The following is a 19974-nucleotide window of genomic DNA, read 5'->3' as shown; positions in this document are numbered from 1 at the left end:
CCCCTCGAGTCAAGCGACCCGAGACGCCTGCTTCCGGCTACTGTCGAAGACAGGCTGATTGGATTGTCAATCCGTGCCGGTGGGCTCGCGCTCCTGGTGTCAGTAGGTGCGGCCTGGGCCAGCCTGCTCACCTGGTCGCAAGCGGATCCCAGCCTGACGCACGCTGCTGATGGAGCGGCAACCAACGCGCTTGGCTCGGCCGGCGCGATCTTTGCCGACGTGCTTCTCAACACATTAGGTTTTGCAGGCGTGTTCGTTCTGCTCGCTCCCATGTTCTGGGGGCTGGAGCTGATGCTCGCCGAGCGCCTTTCTGCCAACCGCAAGAAGACAAGCCTCTTTCCTCTGGCTGTATTGCTGCTCGCAGGCGGGTTCGCCGCGGTGCCATTATCGGCCGGGTGGCCGTTCGGCCATAGCTTCGGCGGCATCGTCGGCGACTGGGTGCAGAGGCTGACAGCAACGCTATTCGACGCCGTGGGCGCAGAGAGCATGCTGCCTCTCGCTGGCTTGGCCTACTTCCTGTGCGGCTTCGGCATGCTGGGCTATAGCCTCGGCCTCGAGCGCGACGACATCATGCGGCTCGTGGAACGCAGCCGGCGCCTGTCGCGCCGCCGTGGTCCACTGATCCCCGAATGGATGGGCGAATATTTCGCCAGAGCGCAGGTCACTTTCGAGCCGGCCGACAGCGTCACCGAACCCATTCGCTACACCGTTCCGAGCGAGCCTAAACGCAGTGCGCCGCGTCGCGAGCCGTTCCTTCCGGGGCCGGCTACGTTCGAGCGGCCGCAAAATGTGCAAGCCGCGTTCGCCGATGCCGTGGTTGCACGCCGGGCCGCAGGTGCTGGCGGTGACATCCCCGGCGGCCACGATGCAGAATTCGACGACAGCACCGATGCAGAGAGCCGCGCGATTGCGCGCCGCTTTGCTCCGGCCAACGCCAAGCGCTCACCCGATGGCGAGCCGCAAATCATCGAGGTTGCGCCAGAAGCTGCCAAGCGTGGCGGCAAGGCGAAGCGCTCCACTATGCTTGGAGGCATTGCCCAGGCACGCGTGGCGCCAGCTTATCGCGCCCCGTCGATGAACCTCCTGCGCAGGCCGGCCTCTAAGAACACTCCGACGTTTACGCAGTCGGTGCTGCGTGGCACCGCGCGCTTGCTCGAAGAGGTTCTGGCCGACTTCTCCATCAAGGGTGAAGTACGCGAGATCCGCCCGGGTCCGGTCGTAACGCTGTTTGAGCTGGAACCCGCGCGCGGCACCAAGTCCTCACGCGTCGTGGCGCTAGCTGAAGACATTGCGCGCTCGCTGAGCGTGACGTCGGCGCGCGCTGCCATCGTGCCCGGCCGCAACGTGATCGGAATCGAGCTGCCGAACGTGCGGCGCGAGACCGTGTATCTGCGCGACATTTTTGAAGCCAACGCATTCACCGCTTCCGACGCGGCGCTGCCGATGGCGCTCGGCAAGTCGATCGGCGGCGAGCCGATTGTTGCCGACCTCGCGCGGATGCCGCATCTGCTCGTCGCCGGCACTACCGGCTCGGGCAAGTCGGTGGGCATCAACGCGATGATCCTGTCGCTGCTCTATCGGCGCTCACCTGAAGACTGCCGCCTTTTGATGATCGATCCAAAGATGCTGGAGCTGTCGGTCTACAACGGCATTCCGCACCTTCTGACGCCTGTCGTGACCGATCCGCACAAGGCCGTCGCGGCCCTCAACTGGGTCGTTGGCGAGATGGAAGAGCGCTACAAGCGCATGGCGGCGCTGTCAGTACGCAACATCGAGGCGTTCAACGCCCGCGTGAAGAAAGCGCAGAGCCGCGGCGAGCAACTGACGCGCACGGTGCAGACGGGCTTCGACGAGGCAACGGGCGCTGCCGTCTACGCTGAGCAGGAAATGGCTGCCGAGACGATGCCGTTCATCGTGGTGGTGGTCGATGAGTTCGCGGATCTGATGATCGTCGCCGGCAAGGAGATCGAGGCGGCCGTGCAGCGGCTGGCGCAGATGGCGCGCGCGGCCGGCATCCACCTCATCATGGCGACGCAGCGGCCGTCGGTCGATATCGTCACCGGCACCATCAAGGCGAACTTCCCGGCGCGCATCAGCTTCAAGGTTGCTTCGAAGATCGACAGCCGCACAATCCTCAACGAGCAGGGCGCCGAGCAGCTGTTGGGCCAGGGCGACATGCTCTATTCGCTGGGCATGGGGCAGATTATCCGTGCGCACGGCCCGTTCGTTTCCGACGAGGAAGTCGAGCGGATCGCGGAGGCACTGCGCAAGCAGGGCGCGCCGGAATACATCGACGGAATCACCGATACGCCGCCCGCGTCGGACGGTCCGGGTGCGGACGCGCGTGCCACAAGCGAGGACGACCTCTACGACATGGCCGTCGCCATCGTGCTGCGGGATCGCAAGGCGTCGACGAGCTACATCCAGCGGCGTCTGTCGATCGGATACAACCGCGCCGCCGACCTTATCGAGCGCATGGAGCAGGAAGGCCTGATCAGCGCCGCGGGGAGCACCGGCAAGCGCGAGATCCTGGCCGCCGGCAGAGAGGGTGTCCGGGCAGCCGCAGCAGGGTAGTATATCCTCCACGGATGCTCGCTGCGCCTACATCTAGACGCAATGTTCGGCGATGAGCGCTGGCGGGAGTTTTCGCGCGCTCGCGGATATCCTATCAAGGCTGAGTTCGGGACGATTCGGGAGACGTCGGGGGTCCATGCACGAGTTGAGAGCAATCGCAATCGCGGCGATGGCATCCATGTGCTTGCTGGCAGGGCCGGCGAGCGCTGCGGGCGAGGACTCTTCCAAGCCTCTCAACGTACCGGCCCCGGCTCCCGCGAGCCCGCCGCCGTCCCCCGGTTCTAGTTCTGCGTGGAGCGCGGAAGTCGCCCCCGCGAAGGCTGGCGAGGGTCTCAATCTCAATCCGCAGCAAGCCGACCTCGTCCATAAGGTGTCGGACTACTTCAGCAACCTCGACACCTTGCAGGGCAACTTCGTGCAGACGGGTGCCGACAATAAGCGCATGCGCGGCAAGTTCTATCTGATGCGTCCGGGTCGCTTCCGCTTCGACTATGCGCGGCCATCGCGACAGGTCGTCGTCTCAGACGGGCATTACCTCGCTATCCAGGATTTCGACCTCAACAACGAGGATCGGGTCGCTCTCGACGACACGCCGTTCCGCCTTCTCCTGCGTAAGGACGTCGATCTCGTCCGTGACGCGCGGATCATGGAGGTGCAGCAATCCGACGACCTGCTGGTGGTCGGGCTGGTCGACAAGGACCCAAATACCCCGGGCCAGATTAAGCTGTTCCTTTCGACCAAACCCGCCTTGGAACTTAAGGAGTGGGTTACCAAGGATGCCCAGGGGCTCGACACCCGGGTACAGGTCTCCGACCTCACCAAGAGCGCCGAGCTGGATGCCGCCTTGTTCAAGATTCAGTCGCTCGGCCGCCCCATGACGATGCCCTGAACACCGCCCACTGTGGCTGTTCGGGCTCTTGGCAACAGCTGGCTGGGGAAAACCCAGGCGGGGCTGGTAACATTTTTGTGATCAGCGGCCCCCGGCTCTATTGAACTTCAGCCCTTTGCGCTTAACTCAATGCAGTCAGGCGGTGTCACCCTGTATCGGTAGTGCCCCCCGTCTAGCCGAAAGACATCGCCTGAGGTGCCGGCTTCCCTCCCGGCACCGCGCGCGAAAGCGCTCTCGACGCCCAACCCCTCCCCCCGGGGTTGGGCGTTTTTTCTTGCCCAAAAGGTGTTCAGCCTCTCCTCAACTGGCGGCCTGGAGCGGCAGGCGCGCCGATGCGCGGGTCGGCTGGGGCTTTGCGCCCGAAAGGTGGGCGTCGGCCCGCTTCAATATCTCAGCGACGTTGCTTAGCCGCTTGGCGAGGTTCTGGGCTATGCGCCCCGCCAAGTCGGGGTCCTCCAACATCTGCTGGTGCATGGCATCGCGGGTGAGGTGGACTGCGCGGACCTTGGTGCGGGCGACGACGGTCGAACCATAAGTGGTCTCGACGAGCATTGCGGCCTCGCCCAACAGGGATCCCGGCGGAATGGGCTCCGACCTCTGGGCGAGTTCGGGTCCGCTGACACGTACGGCGTTGCCGCCGATGATCACAATCGCTGCATCAGCCGTTGCGTTCTCTTCAGTGATCGTTGCGCCGGGCGTGTAGGAGACGCGCTCAGCATGACGGGCGATGCCCGCGAGCTGCAGCGGTGTCAGTCCGCGAAAGAGCGGCAACACGGCCAAGTGTCCGGCGAAGAGCTCCAAGCGCATCCTCTCGCATGGCGTCCGCGTTCGCGGCGGCGAACTTGTCACCAGCTGGTCCACATTCGATGAAGCTATGCCGGGCACCAGCAAGTGCTCGCAAACTCATGCGATTCGGCCTGATGGGCTATGACCAGCGCACAACAGGGGCCCGCAATGTCCACACGATATCCAGATGCGCTGTGGAAAAGCGTCAGGGGACCAGACGGTAGCCGCCGGTCTCGGTGACGAGCAGCTCGGCGCTCGATGGGTCCTTTTCGATCTTCTGACGCAGGCGATAAATATGCGTCTCCAGCGTGTGGGTGGTGACGCCTGCGTTGTAGCCCCAGACCTCATGCAGCAGCGTGTCGCGGGAGACCACCTTATCGCCCGAGCGGTAGAGATATTTGAGGATCGAGGTCTCTTTCTCGGTGAGACGGATCTTCGTGCCCTTGTCGGTGATCAGAAGTTTGGAGGCAGGCTTGAAGGTGTAAGGTCCGATGGCAAAGACGGCATCCTCGCTCTGCTCATGCTGACGCAGTTGCGCTCTAATGCGGGCGAGAAGCACGGCGAACTTGAATGGCTTGGTGACGTAGTCGTTGGCCCCTGCGTCAAGCCCGAGGATCTGGTCGGCGTCAGATACATTGCCCGTGAGCATGATGATGGGCGTCTTGAAACCGGACTTGCGCAGGTGACGCACAGCTTCGCGGCCATCCATATCGGGCAAGGAGACGTCGAAGATGACGAGATCAAAGTGATCCGAACGCGCGTGCTCCATGCCCTTGGTGGCGAGCCCCGCCGTCTCCACCTCAAACTCGTCGTGGAGAATGAGTTGATCTTTCAGAGTTTCGCGCAATTCCTCGTCGTCATCGACGATCAGGACGCGTCGGGCATTGCTCATCTTGTTCTTCGCTCCGGCACGGACATAACCGTGAAGCCGCAGACAGTTGGCTACGGCCCACGACGGCTTTATCTGAGGGATGCGAATAGCACGCGCGCCGGGAAGCTCCAATGAAGACGCAGGGCAGGACACCCTCAACAGGTGCTAAAATCGTCGTGAGGAGCCTTTCGGCCCGGTCGACGCGCGGTGTGCTGACGTACGGCACTCTGAGCTTCCCATGCGTCCTAGGGCGCAGCGGGCGAATTGCGCTCAAACGCGAAGGCGACGGGGCGACGCCGATCGGAGAATTCGCGTTGCGAGAGGCGTTTTACCGGGCCGACCGGGGCGGCCGCCCTCGGTTGCCGCTGCATGTCTCGGCGATACGCCCCAAGGATGGCTGGTGCGATGCCGTCGGCGATCGGAACTACAACCGGTATGTTCGTCATCCTTACCCTCAGAGCGCAGAGCATTTGTGGCGACAGGATCGCCTTTACGATCTCATCGTTGTGCTCGGCTGTAACGACAGACCGCGCATCGCCGGGCGCGGCAGCGCGATCTTCATGCATGTGGCGTCGCCAGGCATGAAACCGACCGAGGGGTGCGTCGCGCTTGAGCGGCAGCATCTACGGCGACTGATGTCGGCGTTGCGGCGCGGCGCCAAGATCCAGATCATGGCCTGAAGCGCGATTGCTATTTTCAACGTGATGATTGAGTGGCGGCGCAGTGAGCGGCCGCGGGCCTTGTCGCGCGCCAAGACGCACAAACAAAAAACGGCCCGGAATGCCAGTGGCACCGGGCCGAGTTTAGAGCACGCCTAGGGGAAGGCGCACGCTCGGGAGAAGACACGGGACGCAAGGGGGTTAAGCCTCGCGTCCCGCAGGAGTGACTACTGGATGGACTCGCCATGCAGCGCGACGTCGAGGCCTTCGACCTCGGCAGACTCGCTGACGCGAATGCCGATCGTGAACTTCAGGATGAAGAGGATCACGGCAGTGGCAACGGCCGACCAGACGACGGTGGCGATGACGCCGTAGATCTGGATCGGAACCTGCGCGAAGTTGCCTTCAAGCAGACCGACCTTGCCGCCGTAAGCCTCCGCAGCGAAGACACCCGTCAGGATGGCGCCGACGATGCCGCCGATGCCGTGGACACCGAAGACGTCGAGGCTGTCGTCGTAACCGAGGGCCTTCTTCACACCGGTCGAGAAGATGTAGCAGATGACGCCGGCAGCGATGCCGATAACGATGGCACCCTTGGGATCGACGAAGCCGCAAGCCGGGGTGATGGCGACGAGGCCAGCGACGGCGCCTGAGGCCATTCCGAGCAGGGTCGGCTTACCGTGCACGAGCCACTCAGAGAACATCCAAGCGAGCGCGGCAGCGGCGGTTGCGAGCTGGGTGGTGGTCATTGCGACAGCAGCGCCGGTGCCAGCCGAGAGGGCCGAACCGACGTTGAAGCCGAACCAGCCCACCCACAGAAGCGAGGCGCCGATCAGCGTGTAGACGATGTTGTAGGGCGCGAGGCTCTCGGTGCCGTAACCCTGGCGACGACCAAGGATGATGCACGCGACGAGACCAGCAATACCGGCGTTGATGTGAACGACCGTGCCGCCGGCGAAGTCGAGAACGCCGTCAGAAGCAAGGAAGCCACCGCCCCATACCCAGTGCGCGACCGGGACGTAGACGACGAACATCCACGCGGCCATGAAGATCAGCAGCGCGGAGAACTTCATACGATCAACGACAGCGCCAATGATGAGCGCCGGAGTGATCGCAGCGAAGGTCAGCTGGAAGCAGGCGAAGACCAACTCGGGGATGGTACCCGAAAGGCTCGCAGGCGTGACACCGGCAAACAGGGCCTTGGAGAGGCCGCCGATGTAGGCATTGTTGGCACCGCCGTCCGTGAAGGCGAGCGAGTAACCGGCGACGAACCAGAGAACCGTCAGAAGGCAGAAGGTGGCGAACGTTGCAGCAAGAACGGACAGCACGTTCTTCTTGCGGACCATGCCGCCATAGAAGAGCGCGAGGCCAGGGACCGTCATCAAGATGACGAGAACAGTCGAAGTGAGCATCCACGCCGTGTCGCCCGAGTTCAGCGTGGGAGCAGCATCCTGTGCCAATGAGGGCAACGTTGATCCTGCGTAGAGTGCAGCTGCCGCCGAAGCGGACACTGCCAGTCTTTTTAGTCCGTTGAAGTTCATCCTGAAACTCCCCTTCCCTTCCTGTAGTACTTGGACTGCGCCCTAAACGACGGAGCCCGCTCAAAGCGCGTTATCGTCTGCCTCGCCGGTGCGGATGCGTACGGTGTGCTCGATGGGTGAAACGAAGATCTTGCCGTCGCCGATCTGGCCAGTCTTGGCAGCGCGTTGGATCGCCTCCAGCGCCTTGTCGACTTGAGCCGACGGAACAACCACCTCCACCTTGATCTTTGGAAGAAAGCTCACGGCGTACTCAGCGCCGCGATAGATCTCGGTGTGCCCCTTCTGGCGTCCGTAGCCTTTGACTTCTGTGACCGTCATTCCCTGGAGACCAAGGTCGGTCAGCGCAGTGCGAACCTCCTCGAGCTTGAAGGGTTTGATGATTGCCGTGATCAACTTCATGCGTGTCCCTCTCCCTGACGCATTCACCGCTGCTGCAGCGAACATTTCGTCTTGGTTCTGGTCGAATTGGCCGTTGACCGGACCCTTGACCGTTGAAAACGGAGTCAAGACGCGTGCCAAGTTGGTGATGCTTGAGCAACCAGTTGGATTCGCACGAAAAAGTCTGCCGCGTTTTCAGGCGACCTGCGGTTTTGCACCCGCTAACTGCGTATCAATTAGGCAAATGGTGTCGACTGCTCATCAATTGGGCACAAATGCTGACGTGCGCTGCCGCATGAGTCCTTCCTGGACCACGGAGGCAACGAGCTGACCGTCGCGGGCGTAGATGCTGCCGCGGCAGAACCCGCGTGCGCCGAAGGCACTGGGGCTGTCCTGGACGTAAAGCATCCATTCGTCGGCCCGGAACGGGCGGTGATACCAGATGCCGTGGTCGAGGCTGGCGAGTTGCACGTCGGCGTCGAACAGCAGCTTGCCGTGCGCGATCAGCGCGGTGTCGAGAAGGGTGAAATCAGAGGCATAGGCGAGAACTGCCTGATGAATGACCGGATCATCGGGGAGCGTGCCGTTGGCCCTGATCCAGATGCTCTGGGCGGGCGGCTTCTTCTCGCGAGTGAGATAACGCGACAGGTCGGGGGCGCGCATCTCGATGGGGCGCTCGCGGCTCCAGTAGCTACGCATGGCTGGCGGCAGTGCATCGATGTGCTGGTCGATGACGTCCTTGGGGTTGGGAAGGGCCTCCGGTGGGGGCAAATCGGGCATCGGGGCCTGGTGCTCGAAACCCGGCTCGGCCTTGTGAAACGAGCTGCTCATCGAGAAGATGGGGCGGCCGTGCTGAATCGCCTTAACCCGCCGGGTGGTGAAGCTGCCGCCGTCGCGGATGCGCTCGACATCGTAGAGGATTGGACGCGCGGGATCGCCGGCGAGCAGGAAGTAGCCGTGCAGGGAGTGCATCAGCCGGCCGGGCTCTACGGTGCGTGCCGCGGCCACCAGCGATTGCCCGAGCACCTGCCCCCCGAAGACACGCTGCCAGCCCTCTATGCCGCGCGGGCCGAGGAAGAGGTTGTCCTCGATGGGTTCGAGGTCGAGCGTCCTGAGGAGGTCGTGGAGCGCGCTTTGCGGCGCCGCGTCATCGTTCGGCATGGGGCCTCGCTGGAATCTTCAGATGGTGGCGGGTGTAGGGATGCTGGCGTAGGATAGGTGCCACTTCTGCCCCTAATCACCGCACCTTAGCCCCAGACTTCCGGACGAGACATGGCGCAACGAGACACGGCGCGACAAGACGGGGCGCGACAAGACGGGGCGCAACCGGCCCTCAGCTTCGATGTCGCGATTTCAGGGGCGAGCTTCGCCGGACTAGCTCTGGCCTCAGCGCTCGCCGATGCGCTCGGGCCCGAGTTCAAAATCGCCATCATCGATCGCGTGGCGACGGCAGAGCCCCGCCCGGACGCGAGGGCGTTCGCGCTGTCGGCCGCCTCACGCCATCTGCTGGACGCGATCGGCGTGTGGGGGCAGGTCGCCGCCGAGGCGCAGCCGGTCGATGGCATCGACATCACCGATTCGGCTCTCGAAGCCGGCGTCCGGCCGGTGCTGCTCGCCTACGACAACGTGACCGATGCCGGGGAGGCGGCGACGCATATCCTGCCGGTTGAACCCCTGTGGCGGGCTCTACGCAGCGCAGCGGCGGCGCGAAGCGGGATCACGCTGCTGGCGCCCGCGGAGGCGAACGGGTTCGTCGCCGAAGATGGGGGTGCGCGGCTTACCCTTGCTGACGGAGGTGAGATCATGGCGGCGCTGGTCGTTGCGGCCGACGGGCGCCGCTCGGCTCTACGCGAAGCTGCCGACATCAAGGTGATCGGCTGGAGCTATCCTCAAACGGGTATCGTCACCACCGTGCAGCACGACCGGCCGCACGGCGCGCGCGCGGTGCAGCACTTTCTTCCCGGCGGGCCATTCGCCATCCTGCCGCTCACCGGCAACCGATCATGCATCACGTGGACCGAGGATTCACGTGAAGCAAAACGCATCATGTCGCTCGACGATGCCGGCTTTCTCGCCGAGGTGGAGAAGCGTTTCGGTGGCAAGCTCGGGCGTGTGAGCCTAGCGGGGCCGCGGCAGTCGTGGCCGCTGGAGCTGCACCTTGCACGTCGCTACGTAGGCCCGCGTTTTGCCCTGGTCGGCGATGCAGCACATGGCGTGCATCCGATTGCCGGTCAGGGACTAAACCTCGCCCTGCGCGATGTCGCGGCGCTGACGGAGATGGTGGCGGAGAGCGTGCGCTGCGGATTTGGTGCCGGCAACGCGGAAGGGCTGAAGCGCTATGAGCGCTGGCGCCGTTTCGACTCGGCGATCTCAGCCGGCACGTTCGATGCAATCAACCGGCTGTTCGGCAACGACGTGACGCTGCTGCGCTCGGTGCGCGAAGCAGGGCTTGGTATCGTCGACCGCGTGCCCGCGCTGAAGCGCTTCTTCGTCGCCGAGGCGGCAGGCCTTACGGGAGAGCTGCCGCGCCTGCTCAAGGGCGAGCGGGTGTAGGCGCTGGCACTACTGGCGATCAGGTCTCAGCGCGCGGGCGGCGAAGATAGATTTATGTACTGATACTTGGGGATGCCCAAGTGGTAGGGATGATCAGGCCGGATGAGATTGGTCTTGGTCTTTTCCTTCAGCCATTCCCTCTGACGCTGCATCGTTGCAAGTCGGTTGGCTCCAGAGCTGACCATCTCTCGCGTGTAAAGCGTCGCTGCTTGAAAGCCGATGAGCGAGCCAAGCACTGCAACGATGATGGTGGCCGAGGCAACGACGCCGTTGGCATACCGATGCGGGCCAAACCAAGTTACCAAGTGGCGGATGCGACCGACGGCGAACTTGCCGGCGAGAACGGCACAGGCGCCGATGAAGCCGTGAGCGGCAAGCTCGGCGTACCTGGAATCAAAAAGCATCTGATTGTTGATGAGAAAACTGGCGGCGCTGAAGGCGGCGAACCATGCCCAGGGAGTGGTGAGCGCAACGGGCAGCCTGGCTAGCAGCGGATTGCTGACCGCATCAGTACTGCCATGTCGACGGACCTCGGCTGGTCCCTCATGCGTCGCGTGCGCCATGGTCTCTCCATCTCTGGCGGCGATGGCCGCGATATTAGGATGGTAACGAGGCCTGCCGCCAGAGGGCGCTTCGGCTGAATGTCGCGTCACTCGGTAAAGTTGTCGCACCGTTCGCCGACAGGGCGAATGGAGTTCAGGCCGGCTCGGCCTCGTCCGGCGCGCCCTCATCGTCCTCGTCGTCGGTCGAGACGGGCATGATCACGACGACGCGGCCGCCGGGGATGTCGACGGTGGGGACGTACGCATCCGTGAAGGGTATGAGCTCGGTGCCGCGCTCTCCGGCGAGCTTCACTTCAAGCAGGTCGCCGGCGCCGTAGTTTTGAACCGCGATGACCGTGCCGAGCGCCTCGCCGGCTTCGTTGTCGACGCGAAGGCCTTCGAGATCGGCGTAATAGTACTCGCCTTCTGCAGCGGCGGGCAGGCTGTCACGGTGCGCGTAGAGGTCGGTGCCGCGCAGCGCTTCAGCACCATTGCGGTCGTCGACTCCGGCGATGTGGGCAACGACGCCCTTTGGTGTGACGCGCAGGACCTTGAGCTTGAATTCCTTCGCGCCGTCCGCGGACTGCAAGGGGCCGTAGGCACCGATGTCGGCCGGCTCGCCGGTGTGGCTGTCAATGACGACATCACCCCGAATGCCGTGCACGGTGACGATGCGGCCGAGCAGAACGCGCTGTCTTTGGTCGGTCATCAGGGCCGTGGGATTCATCTAGGTTGGCGGCGGGCCAAGGTACCTGATCTGCACGCCGAGGGGAGCCCCGTCGATCTGCAGAAACGCGGAGCCATCGCCGGAAGCATCGGCGAAAGCGCCGACTACGTCGAGACTGGCGCCTTCGGGACCTGCGGTGAAGCCGGTGATGAGGATGCCGCCGGCGGGTATTTCGAGCTGCAGGCGAACCTTGTTGAGGTTGCGCCTGGCGTCGAACTCGTAGGTGCCGGAGAACACCGCGCCCATCGGATCGGAGCCCAGCACCTTGCCGTCACGCAGTACGGCGAGGCCACGGCCTTCCTCGGGCTCGCCATTGAGCGAAGCTGCAAAGCGAAGCGCGTAGAGGCCGTTCTCAAGCATACCTGCCATCCCCCTCGGCGAGGCGCTGATGCCTCGCCGGGGAGATGTTGCACGCCAAGGTTGAACATGGCGTTATCGGCACGCGCAGGTGAATGCGCGCGAGCCTTACTCGGCCGAGGCAGCAGCGGCGGCAGCAGCTTCGGCGGCCTTGGCGGCCTTCTCGGCCTGTGCAGCCTCGCGCTCCAGGCGCTTCTTCTTCGGCTTGGCCTTGGCGGGGTTGTTCGAGGCCGTGCGCTTCATCAGACCGGCGGCATCGAGGAAGCGAGCAACGCGATCCGTCGGCTGCGCACCGACCGAGAGCCAATGCTTGCAGCGGTCGAGGTTCAGCTTCACGCGGTTCTCGTCGTCCTTCTTGAGCATCGGGTTGAAGGTGCCGACCTGCTCGATGTAGCGGCCATCGCGCGGCGAGGTGCCGTGAGCGACGACGACGTAGTAGTAGGGGCGCTTCTTGGCGCCACCGCGGGCGAGGCGAATCTTGACGGACATTGCGTTCTTTCCTTCGTGTGTTGTTTCGATGTGTTGGTGTTGAGAGCTACTTTTTCTTTCCCGGGAGACCAGGGAATTTCGGTAGGCCGCCGCCGAGGCCGGGGAGGCCGCCCCCCAACCCGGGGAGCCTTGGAATGCCGCCGGTGAGGCCAGGCAGTCCCTTCGGCAGACCACCGCCTTTGGGGATCGCGTCGCGCAGCTCCTGCGGAAGCTGCTCGAGCGCCTTAGGATCGAGCCGCCCCAGCTCTTCCTGCATGGCGGCCATCTCGGCTTCGCTCGGACCGGCACCGCGACCGCCGCCGCCGACGAGGCGGTTGAGCATGCCGCGGTTCTTGCCGAGCGACTTCATCATGTCCGCCATCTGGCGGTGCATTTTGACGAGCTTGTTGACGTCCTCGACCTTGGTGCCCGAGCCGGCCGCGATGCGGCGCTTGCGCTTGGCGTCGAGCACCTTCGGGTTGCGACGCTCATGCGGCGTCATCGAGGTGATGATGGCGTGCTGGCGCTTGAGGATGCTGTCGTCGAGGTTGGCCTCGGCAATCTGGTTCTTGATCTTGCCCATGCCGGGCAGCATGCCGAGCACACCGGACATGCCGCCGATGCGCTGCATCTGCTTCAGCTGCTCGGCCATGTCGTCGAGATCGAAGATGCCCTTCTTCATCTTCTCGGCGATCTTCGTCGCCTTCTCGGCGTCGATGGTCTGGGCGGCCTTCTCGACGAGGCTGACGACGTCGCCCATGCCGAGAATGCGTGAGGCGACGCGCGAGGGATGGAAGTCTTCGAGCTCGTCCCACTTCTCGCCGACGCCGAGCAGCTTGATCGGCTTGCCGGTGACGGCGCGCATGGAGAGCGCAGCGCCACCGCGGGCATCGCCGTCGGCACGCGTCAAAACGATGCCGGTGATGCCGACGCGCTCGTCGAACGACTTGGCAACGTTGACGGCGTCCTGGCCGGTGAGGCTGTCAGCAACGAGCAGCGTTTCGTGCGGGGTGGCGATGTCGCGCACCTCCGCGGATTCGCGCATCAGCTCTTCGTCGATATGGATGCGGCCCGCCGTGTCGAGCATGACGACGTCGTAGCCGCCGAGCCTGCCCGCATCGAGCGCGCGCTTGGCAATCTGCTGCGGCGTCTGACCAGCAACGATCGGCAGCGTATCGACGCCGGTCTGCTCGCCGAGAATGCGGAGCTGCTCCTGTGCTGCGGGGCGCCGCGTATCGAGCGAGGCCATCAGCACTTTTTTCTTGTCGCGATCGGTGAGGCGCTTGGCGATCTTCGCGGTGGTGGTGGTTTTACCGGAGCCCTGCAGGCCCACCATCATGATCGCCACCGGAGGCGCGGCGTGCAGGTCGATGGCCGAGTTCTCCGAACCCAGCATGGCGACGAGCTCGTCGTTGACGATCTTGACGACCATCTGGCCCGGCGTGACGGAGCGCAGAACCTCCTGGCCAATCGCCTTCGCCTTCACCTTCTCGATGAAGTCGCGCACGACATCGAGGGCCACGTCGGCTTCGAGCAGGGCGCGGCGCACCTCGCGCATCGCCTCGGCGACGTCGCTCTCGGTGAGAGCACCGCGGCGCGTCAGCTTGTCGAGAATGCCCGACAGGCGGTCTGACAGCGATTGGAACATGCTCGTCCTTCACCAGCGGGTGCAGGATCTCCGGGGGAGATCCGTTGGCCCAAACGAAAATGGCATCCGCGGGCGCAACGCGCTGGCGGATGTTGACCCCCCTGCATCATTCCCTCGACATGGCGAGAGCGCACAGGGCGGCGGCTCTGAAGTCAGGGCCGTCGTGATTGGGGCGGACAATGCCCTCGGGGGGCCGTTTCTGTCAACCTGGGGCGCGTCTAGCGGGAAATCCCGCCCAAATTCTGCTGCTCGGCCCGTGCCTGGGCGGCTTCCTTGGCCTCGCGGCGCACACGGCGGCGCCACTGGCGGGCGATTTTCGTCACCCGCCGCAGGGATTTGCGCTCGGCGCGGGTGAGACAGATGCAGCCACCGCAGCAGCGACACGGACGGGGCGTGACCAACGAGAGTTGTAGCAGCCTGCGACTGGCGCGGGATATCGGAACTGGAGAGCTGGCAGCGTCGCTCATAGGTGGTCTTTCGATAAGCCGCGGGGTCAGCTCCCGCGATTATCCTCAAGTCGCAACCATCCGCCAAGGTTCCCTTACCCGCGGGCGCATGTTGTCTCAACCCGCTATTTTGGCGGCGTCAGACGAAGCACCTCGCCGTCGTCGTCGGTGAGGAGCCAGAGGGCGCCGTCGGGGCCTTGGCGCACGTCGCGGATGCGCTTCACCTTCTCGCGCAGCAGCGGCTCGGCGGCGATAACATCATCGCCATCGAAGACGAGACGGTGCAGCTGCGTGCCGGCCAGGCCGCCGACGAAGGCGTTGCCCTTCCATTCGGGGAACAGGTCGCCGTTGTAGAACGCGAGGCCCGAGGTGGCGATCGAGGGGACCCAATAATAGACCGCGGGCTCCATGCCCTCTTTCTCAGAGCCCTCCCCGATCGGCAGGCCCGAATAGTCGATGCCATAGGTGATGATGGGCCAGCCGTAGTTCTTGCCGGCTTCCGGGTGGTTCAGTTCATCGCCGCCGCGGGCGCCGTGCTCGACCGTATAGAGCTTGCCATTGTCGGGGCGGATGGCCGCGCCCTGAATGTTGCGGTGGCCGATCGACCAGACCTCGGGCGACCAGCCGGGGAGTTTGGGATTGTCATCGGGGATGGAGCCATCGGCATTGATGCGGATGACCTTGCCGATATCGTTAGCGGGGTTCTGCGCCTCGGCTCGAAGCTTGTTGCGCTCGCCCGTGGTGATGAAGAGCGTGCCGTCCTTGGCCCAGACGAGACGCGAGCCGAAGTGGTGGCCACTCGAAATGGCTGGCTGCTGGCGGAAGATGACTTTGACGTCCTCGAGCTTCGCCGTGTCGCCATCGAAGACGAGCTTGGCGCGGGCGACGGAGGTGGCGTTCTTGCCGTCCTCGCGCGGCTCGCCGTACGAGAAATAGATGACGCCGCTCGAGGCGAAGTCCGGTGCGAGCAGGACGTCGAGCAGGCCGCCCTGACCAACAGCTGCCACCTCGGGCACGCCGCCGACGGGTGGCGAGAGCTTGCCCTCCTTGGAAATGAGGCGCATGCGGCCTGGGCGCTCGGTGACGAGAAGGCGTCCATCAGGCAGGAACTGCATGCCCCAAGGGTGCTCGAGTCCCTCCGCGAAGGTCTCGACGTTGAACTTGCTGGGTTGGGCGGGCTTGGGTGCGTCGGTCATCACCGCGGCGGCTGGCTCAGCTCCGAAAAGGAGCGCTGTCATCAGAAACGCCGACAAAGTGCCCAAACGCGGGGTGGTCATCAGCCCGTTCTCCACTCGATTGTCTTTTCTCACCTCTGGGCCATATATGAGCGCATGAGCGATACCGCCAGCATTCCATTCCGTAAGATGAACGGCCTTGGCAACGATTTCGTCGTGCTCGACGCGCGCGAGAAGGCGCTGGCGCTCGGCGCGGACGAGGTGCGCCGCATCGGCGACCGCAACGGCGGGATCGGCTGCGATCAGATCATTGTCATGGAGCCGTCAAAAAAGGCGGACCTCTTCATGCGCATCTTCAATGCGGATGGGTCGGAGGTGAGCGCGTGCGGGAACGCAACGCGTTGCATTGCCCTCATCGCGGCGGAAGAGAGCGGACGCGACGAGGTGAGCGTCGAAACGAGCGCCGGACTTTTGAAGGCCAAAGTCGACAGCGCCGACAGCATCACCATCGACATGGGCAAACCGCGCTTCGGCTGGAGCGATATTCCGCTCGCCGAGCCGTTCGAGGATACGACGGGCATCGAGCTGCAAATCGGCCCGATCGATGCGCCGGTGCTGCATACGCCGTCGGTGGTGAATGTGGGCAATCCGCATGCGATCTTCTGGGTCGACGACGTAAACGCGCACGATCTCGGACGCTTCGGGCCGCTGTTGGAGAACCACCCGATCTTTCCTGAACGGGCAAACATTTCGCTGGCACAGGTGACGGGGCCCAATAGCCTTAAATTAAGGACGTGGGAGCGCGGGGCTGGATTGACGCGGGCCTGCGGCACAGCGGCCTGCGCTGCGGCAATTGCTGCGGCGCGCAAGGGCCTTACCGATCGCCAAGTTGCAGTCGAGCTGCCGGGTGGTACCCTCTACATCGAATGGGCCGAAAACGACCACATCATGATGCGCGGCCCGGCAGAGCTGGAGTTTGAGGGGACGATCAGTGCAGATACTCTGTCGCGCGCACCTGTCTAGCGAACGACAAAGTTGTCCGGTATGACCGCCCTGACGTTAACTTGCCGAATATCCCGTTGCCTCAGGCTCCTCATGCGCGGATCGGCTTCAACGACCACCGCGCAGCAGTTTCAACCGAGGCAACCTGAGTAGAGATGGCCGACCCTCAAGTCATAACGCTCGGCTGCCGACTCAACACCTACGAGTCCGAGGTGATCCGCCGGAATGCCGCGGCGGCCGGGCTCAACGATGCAATCGTCGTCAACACGTGCGCGGTTACGGCAGAAGCCGTTCGCCAGGCCACCCAGACAATCCGCAAGCTGCGGCGTGAGAATCCCTCCGCGCGCATCATCGTGACGGGCTGCGCGGCGCAGACCGAGCCTGAGCGCTTTGCAGCGCTCGATGAGGTCGACCACGTAATCGGCAACGCCGAAAAGATGAAGGCAGAGACGTTCCTCGGCCTCTCGACCGACGATTGCGAGCGCGTGCAGGTCGACGACATCATGAGCGTGCGCGAGACGGCCGGCCACCTGATCGATGGGTTCGGCTCGCGGACGCGGGCTTACGTACAGGTGCAGAACGGGTGCGATCATCGCTGCACCTTCTGCATCATTCCTTTCGGACGCGGACCTTCGCGCTCAGTGCCCGCGGGCGAAGTGGTGGTGCAGATCCGTCGTCTCGCCGAAGGCGGTTGCCGCGAGGTGGTGCTGACGGGCGTCGACATCACCGCTTACGGCGCAGACCTTCCCGGTTCTCCGTCGCTCGGCATGCTCGTGCGGCAAGTGCTTAAGCACGTGCCGGAGCTGGAGCGGTTGCGGTTGTCGTCTATCGATCAGGTAGAGACGGACGAGCACCTGATGCGAGCCATCGCGGAAGAAGAGCGATTGATGCCACATCTGCACCTGTCGATGCAGGCCGGCGACGATATGATCCTGAAGCGCATGAAGCGGCGTCACAGCCGGGGCGACAGCGAAAAGTTCTGCGCCGAGGTGCGCCGGCTCAGGCCCGACACCGTGTTCGGCGCCGACCTCATTGCGGGCTTCCCCACCGAGACGGAAGAGATGTTCGAGAACTCGCTGAGCATCGTCGATGCGTGCGAGCTGACGTATTTGCACGTGTTTCCCTATTCGCCGCGCAAGGGTACACCGGCCGCGCGCATGCCTCAGGTCGATCGTCCGGTCGTCAAGGAGCGAGCGGCGCGGCTGCGGGCGAAAGGGGCGACCGCCTTGGCGGCATTCCTCGATAGGCAGGCGGGGTCGGAGGTGGAACTCCTCATCGAAAAGAGCGGCCTTGGACGCACGCGCCAGTTCGCAGAGATGCGCCTGCCGGTCGACGTCGCTGCGGGGGCGATGGTGCGCGCGCGGGTGAGCGGACACGACGGGCAACGGTTGTCGGGCGAGGTCGTGGCGTGAGCGGGAAAGTGCAAGGCGCATTCAGTCGGCTGTGGGGCGGCAGGCGGGCCGCAGATGATCAACCGGCTGTAGAGACGGAGACGCCTGCCGCGGCAGAAGCCGCCGCTCCGCAGACGGTGGACGATCCCGCGGCGCCGACTGCGCCGGAAGAAGCTGCGCCCGCGAAAACGAGCTGGTTCAGCCGGCTGAAGCAGGGCCTCGGCAAGACATCCGCAAAGCTGACGGACGGCATCACCGGTCTCTTCACGAAGAAGAAGCTGGAAGCGGCGACGCTCGATGACCTGGAAGATCTGCTGATCGAAGCCGACCTTGGTGTCGCAACCGCCGAGAAGATCATTACGACCCTGCGCAAGGGTCGCTTCGAGAAGGACATCAGCGCCGACGACGTGCGCGCGGTTCTCAAGACAGAGGTCGAGGACGTGCTGGGACCGGTGGCCAAGCCGCTGGTGATCGACGGTGCGCACAAGCCGCACGTCATCTTGATGGTGGGCGTCAACGGCACGGGCAAGACGACGACGATCGGCAAGCTCGCCGCGCAGTTCCGCGCCGAAGGCAAGAAAGTGATGCTTGCCGCGGGCGATACATTCCGCGCCGCAGCCATCGAACAATTGCGCATCTGGGGCGAGCGAACTGGCGCCGAGGTCGTCTCGGGGTCGACGGGCGCCGATGCCGCCGGCCTTGTCTACGACGCATTCTCGCGCGCAAAGGATGCAGGGGTCGATATCCTCCTCGTCGACACGGCTGGCCGACTGCAGAACAAGGAAGGCCTGATGGAGGAGCTGTCGAAGGTGGTGCGGGTTCTGCGCAAGATTGACGCGACCGCTCCGCACGACGTTCTGCTCGTCCTTGATGCGACCACGGGCCAGAATGCGCTGTCGCAGGTCGACGTGTTCCGCGAGCGCGCGGGTGTCACGGGGCTGGTCATGACCAAGCTCGACGGCACGGCGCGGGGCGGCATCCTGGTCGCCATCTCGGCCAAGCATAAGCTCCCGGTGCATGCCATTGGCGTGGGCGAAAGCGTAGACGACTTGCAGCCGTTCGACGCGGGCGAGTTTGCTCAAGCCATCGCAGGGAGCTAGCCGTAGCGGCATGGGCAACCTAAATAGCTTGCGAATAGAAAACCTTAAGTGGAACAGGTGATCTGCGGCAGATGAATGCGCTGAAGCGATTTATGCCCTTCAACGCCGAGCAGTGCGTGAACATTCTCAGCGAGTTCGGTCCGCTGGTGCTGATGTTCATCGTAAACGCGATGTACGGCATCGCGGCTGGCACGTGGGCCCTGATCATCTCAACGGTGATCGCCATCGTGACGATGTACGTCGTGCTGCGGCGACTACCAATCTTCCCGCTGATCGCCTCGACCGTCACAATGGTTTTCGGCGCGCTGACGATCATCACCCATGACCCGATGTGGGTGCAGATCAAAGTCACGATCTTCAATGCAATGTTTGCATTGTTTCTGTTCGGCGGCCTTTGGTTCGAGCGGAACTTCTTCAAGTACGTCTTCGAGAAGACCTTCCACTATACGAAGATCGGGTGGGATAAGTTCACCTGGAACTTCGCGTGGTTTTTCGTCTTTACTGCGTTTGCCAACGAGTTCGTCCGGCTGACCTTCAAGGATGAGCAGATCTACAATGTCGTTGGTATGCAAATGGACGGCGTGGGGATCTGGATCGCGTTCAAAGTCGCGTTGATCATGCCCCTCTCGGGTCTCTATGCCTGGTACCTGACGCGCCTTATGCAGCGCTATCGGATTCCAGAGGACGAAGTAGCTGCGCTGGCGCAAGATGCGGCGTCAGCCCCGGCGGGCGCAGACATGCCGGCCGAGCCTTCAGCCTCGGCCTCGCCCAAAGCCGGTCCCCGGGCCGCTACTACCGGCCGGACCGAGAGCGGGCACGAGGCAAACGTAGGATAATTGACCGAGCGCGCGTCGCACACCGGCGGTC

Annotated in this window: 19 protein-coding genes; 8 read left to right on the top strand and 11 right to left on the bottom strand. The window is 63.9% G+C overall.

The window, feature by feature from the left end; genetic code table 11:
* Positions 1-63: 63 nt before the first annotated feature.
* Together ACP15D_RS12090 and ACP15D_RS12085 are read left to right on the top strand one after the other, a co-directional pair.
* Positions 64-2574, top strand: a complete 2511-nt coding sequence (locus tag ACP15D_RS12090; RefSeq protein WP_424957742.1) for a DNA translocase FtsK 4TM domain-containing protein — start codon at positions 64-66, stop codon at positions 2572-2574.
* 136 nt (positions 2575-2710) lie between these two features.
* The gene (locus ACP15D_RS12085; RefSeq protein ID WP_424957741.1) at positions 2711-3463 is read left to right on the top strand and encodes a LolA family protein; all 753 of its coding nucleotides are present in this window, start codon (positions 2711-2713) and stop codon (positions 3461-3463) included.
* A gap of 300 nt (positions 3464-3763) precedes the next feature.
* On the opposite strand, the gene ACP15D_RS12080 is transcribed toward ACP15D_RS12085, so the two are convergent.
* A complete protein-coding gene (locus tag ACP15D_RS12080) occupies positions 3764-4270 on the bottom strand; it encodes a Crp/Fnr family transcriptional regulator (protein ID WP_424957740.1) in 507 nt (168 codons plus the stop codon).
* Positions 4271-4454: 184 nt separating this feature from the next.
* Positions 4455-5141 (bottom strand): response regulator transcription factor, encoded by a 687-nt coding sequence (locus ACP15D_RS12075; RefSeq protein WP_424957739.1) that lies wholly within the window; start codon positions 5139-5141, stop codon positions 4455-4457.
* A gap of 110 nt (positions 5142-5251) precedes the next feature.
* Here ACP15D_RS12075 and ACP15D_RS12070 point away from each other — a divergent pair, with 110 nt between their 5' ends.
* Positions 5252-5800, top strand: a complete 549-nt coding sequence (locus ACP15D_RS12070; protein ID WP_424957738.1) for a L,D-transpeptidase family protein — start codon at positions 5252-5254, stop codon at positions 5798-5800.
* 206 nt (positions 5801-6006) lie between these two features.
* Here ACP15D_RS12070 and ACP15D_RS12065 read toward each other — a convergent pair whose 3' ends face one another.
* From ACP15D_RS12065 to tesB, 3 genes are all read right to left on the bottom strand, one after another.
* Positions 6007-7320 carry an ammonium transporter gene (locus tag ACP15D_RS12065; RefSeq protein WP_424957737.1) on the bottom strand — a complete coding sequence of 438 codons (1314 nt, stop codon included), beginning with the start codon at positions 7318-7320 and terminating at the stop codon, positions 6007-6009.
* A 60-nt stretch (positions 7321-7380) separates the two neighbouring features.
* On the bottom strand, positions 7381-7719 hold the full coding sequence (locus ACP15D_RS12060; protein ID WP_072371748.1) for a P-II family nitrogen regulator: 339 nt from the start codon (positions 7717-7719) through the stop codon (positions 7381-7383).
* A 240-nt stretch (positions 7720-7959) separates the two neighbouring features.
* The gene (tesB, locus tag ACP15D_RS12055; protein ID WP_424957736.1) at positions 7960-8859 is read right to left on the bottom strand and encodes an acyl-CoA thioesterase II; all 900 of its coding nucleotides are present in this window, start codon (positions 8857-8859) and stop codon (positions 7960-7962) included.
* A 111-nt stretch (positions 8860-8970) separates the two neighbouring features.
* Between tesB and ACP15D_RS12050 the strand changes: the two genes are divergently transcribed.
* On the top strand, positions 8971-10251 hold the full coding sequence (locus ACP15D_RS12050) for an FAD-dependent monooxygenase (RefSeq protein ID WP_424957735.1): 1281 nt from the start codon (positions 8971-8973) through the stop codon (positions 10249-10251).
* A 26-nt stretch (positions 10252-10277) separates the two neighbouring features.
* Here the strand turns inward: ACP15D_RS12050 and ACP15D_RS12045 are convergent, their stop codons facing one another.
* The 6 genes from ACP15D_RS12045 to ACP15D_RS12020 all read right to left on the bottom strand — a co-directional run bounded on the left by ACP15D_RS12045 (position 10278) and on the right by ACP15D_RS12020 (position 15716).
* A complete protein-coding gene (locus tag ACP15D_RS12045; RefSeq protein WP_424957734.1) occupies positions 10278-10814 on the bottom strand; it encodes a hypothetical protein in 537 nt (178 codons plus the stop codon).
* A gap of 133 nt (positions 10815-10947) precedes the next feature.
* Positions 10948-11502, bottom strand: a complete 555-nt coding sequence (gene rimM, locus ACP15D_RS12040; RefSeq protein WP_424957733.1) for a ribosome maturation factor RimM — start codon at positions 11500-11502, stop codon at positions 10948-10950.
* Between the two features lie 18 nt (positions 11503-11520).
* Positions 11521-11880 (bottom strand): hypothetical protein, encoded by a 360-nt coding sequence (locus ACP15D_RS12035; protein ID WP_424957732.1) that lies wholly within the window; start codon positions 11878-11880, stop codon positions 11521-11523.
* Between the two features lie 105 nt (positions 11881-11985).
* Positions 11986-12366: a 30S ribosomal protein S16 gene (rpsP, locus tag ACP15D_RS12030; protein ID WP_424957731.1), complete on the bottom strand. Its 381-nt coding sequence runs from the start codon at positions 12364-12366 to the stop codon at positions 11986-11988.
* Positions 12367-12412: 46 nt separating this feature from the next.
* Positions 12413-13993, bottom strand: coding sequence for a signal recognition particle protein (gene ffh / locus ACP15D_RS12025; protein WP_424957730.1), 1581 nt, complete (start codon positions 13991-13993; stop codon positions 12413-12415).
* Between the two features lie 571 nt (positions 13994-14564).
* Positions 14565-15716 (bottom strand): PQQ-dependent sugar dehydrogenase, encoded by a 1152-nt coding sequence (locus ACP15D_RS12020; RefSeq protein WP_424957729.1) that lies wholly within the window; start codon positions 15714-15716, stop codon positions 14565-14567.
* A 54-nt stretch (positions 15717-15770) separates the two neighbouring features.
* On the opposite strand from ACP15D_RS12020, the gene dapF reads away from it, so the two are divergent.
* From dapF to ACP15D_RS12000, 4 genes are all read left to right on the top strand, one after another.
* Entirely contained in the window at positions 15771-16637 is an 867-nt protein-coding gene (gene dapF, locus ACP15D_RS12015) for a diaminopimelate epimerase (RefSeq protein ID WP_424957728.1), read from the top strand.
* 134 nt (positions 16638-16771) lie between these two features.
* Positions 16772-18028: a tRNA (N(6)-L-threonylcarbamoyladenosine(37)-C(2))-methylthiotransferase MtaB gene (gene mtaB, locus ACP15D_RS12010; RefSeq protein WP_424957727.1), complete on the top strand. Its 1257-nt coding sequence runs from the start codon at positions 16772-16774 to the stop codon at positions 18026-18028.
* The gene (ftsY, locus tag ACP15D_RS12005; RefSeq protein ID WP_424957726.1) at positions 18025-19107 is read left to right on the top strand and encodes a signal recognition particle-docking protein FtsY; all 1083 of its coding nucleotides are present in this window, start codon (positions 18025-18027) and stop codon (positions 19105-19107) included. The genes mtaB and ftsY overlap by 4 nt, the downstream gene beginning before the upstream one ends.
* A 92-nt stretch (positions 19108-19199) precedes the next feature.
* Entirely contained in the window at positions 19200-19943 is a 744-nt protein-coding gene (locus ACP15D_RS12000; protein ID WP_424957725.1) for an inner membrane-spanning protein YciB, read from the top strand.
* Positions 19944-19974 lie beyond the last annotated feature (31 nt).

The organism is Hyphomicrobium sp. 1Nfss2.1 (assembly GCF_965243865.1).
In the GTDB taxonomy this organism is placed as follows: Bacteria; Pseudomonadota; Alphaproteobacteria; order Rhizobiales; family Hyphomicrobiaceae; genus Hyphomicrobium_A.
The sequence above is the reverse complement of the archived record's forward strand: the minus strand, read 5'-3'. Positions and strand labels throughout refer to the sequence as shown.

Bases quoted from the DNA above. Each gene is read 5' to 3' on its own strand.
- ACP15D_RS12085 (WP_424957741.1), top strand. From the start codon at position 2,711: ATGCACGAGTTGAGAGCAATCGCAATCGCGGCGATGGCATCCATGTGC.
- ACP15D_RS12080 (WP_424957740.1), bottom strand. From the start codon at position 4,270: ATGCGCTTGGAGCTCTTCGCCGGACACTTGGCCGTGTTGCCGCTCTTT.
- ACP15D_RS12075 (WP_424957739.1), bottom strand. From the start codon at position 5,141: ATGAGCAATGCCCGACGCGTCCTGATCGTCGATGACGACGAGGAATTG.
- ACP15D_RS12070 (WP_424957738.1), top strand. From the start codon at position 5,252: ATGAAGACGCAGGGCAGGACACCCTCAACAGGTGCTAAAATCGTCGTG.
- ACP15D_RS12065 (WP_424957737.1), bottom strand. From the start codon at position 7,320: ATGAACTTCAACGGACTAAAAAGACTGGCAGTGTCCGCTTCGGCGGCA.
- ACP15D_RS12060 (WP_072371748.1), bottom strand. From the start codon at position 7,719: ATGAAGTTGATCACGGCAATCATCAAACCCTTCAAGCTCGAGGAGGTT.
- tesB (WP_424957736.1), bottom strand. From the start codon at position 8,859: ATGCCGAACGATGACGCGGCGCCGCAAAGCGCGCTCCACGACCTCCTC.
- ACP15D_RS12050 (WP_424957735.1), top strand. From the start codon at position 8,971: ATGGCGCAACGAGACACGGCGCGACAAGACGGGGCGCGACAAGACGGG.
- ACP15D_RS12045 (WP_424957734.1), bottom strand. From the start codon at position 10,814: ATGGCGCACGCGACGCATGAGGGACCAGCCGAGGTCCGTCGACATGGC.
- rimM (WP_424957733.1), bottom strand. From the start codon at position 11,502: ATGACCGACCAAAGACAGCGCGTTCTGCTCGGCCGCATCGTCACCGTG.
- ACP15D_RS12035 (WP_424957732.1), bottom strand. From the start codon at position 11,880: ATGCTTGAGAACGGCCTCTACGCGCTTCGCTTTGCAGCTTCGCTCAAT.
- rpsP (WP_424957731.1), bottom strand. From the start codon at position 12,366: ATGTCCGTCAAGATTCGCCTCGCCCGCGGTGGCGCCAAGAAGCGCCCC.
- ffh (WP_424957730.1), bottom strand. From the start codon at position 13,993: ATGTTCCAATCGCTGTCAGACCGCCTGTCGGGCATTCTCGACAAGCTG.
- ACP15D_RS12020 (WP_424957729.1), bottom strand. From the start codon at position 15,716: ATGACCACCCCGCGTTTGGGCACTTTGTCGGCGTTTCTGATGACAGCG.
- dapF (WP_424957728.1), top strand. From the start codon at position 15,771: ATGAGCGATACCGCCAGCATTCCATTCCGTAAGATGAACGGCCTTGGC.
- mtaB (WP_424957727.1), top strand. From the start codon at position 16,772: ATGGCCGACCCTCAAGTCATAACGCTCGGCTGCCGACTCAACACCTAC.
- ACP15D_RS12000 (WP_424957725.1), top strand. From the start codon at position 19,200: ATGCCCTTCAACGCCGAGCAGTGCGTGAACATTCTCAGCGAGTTCGGT.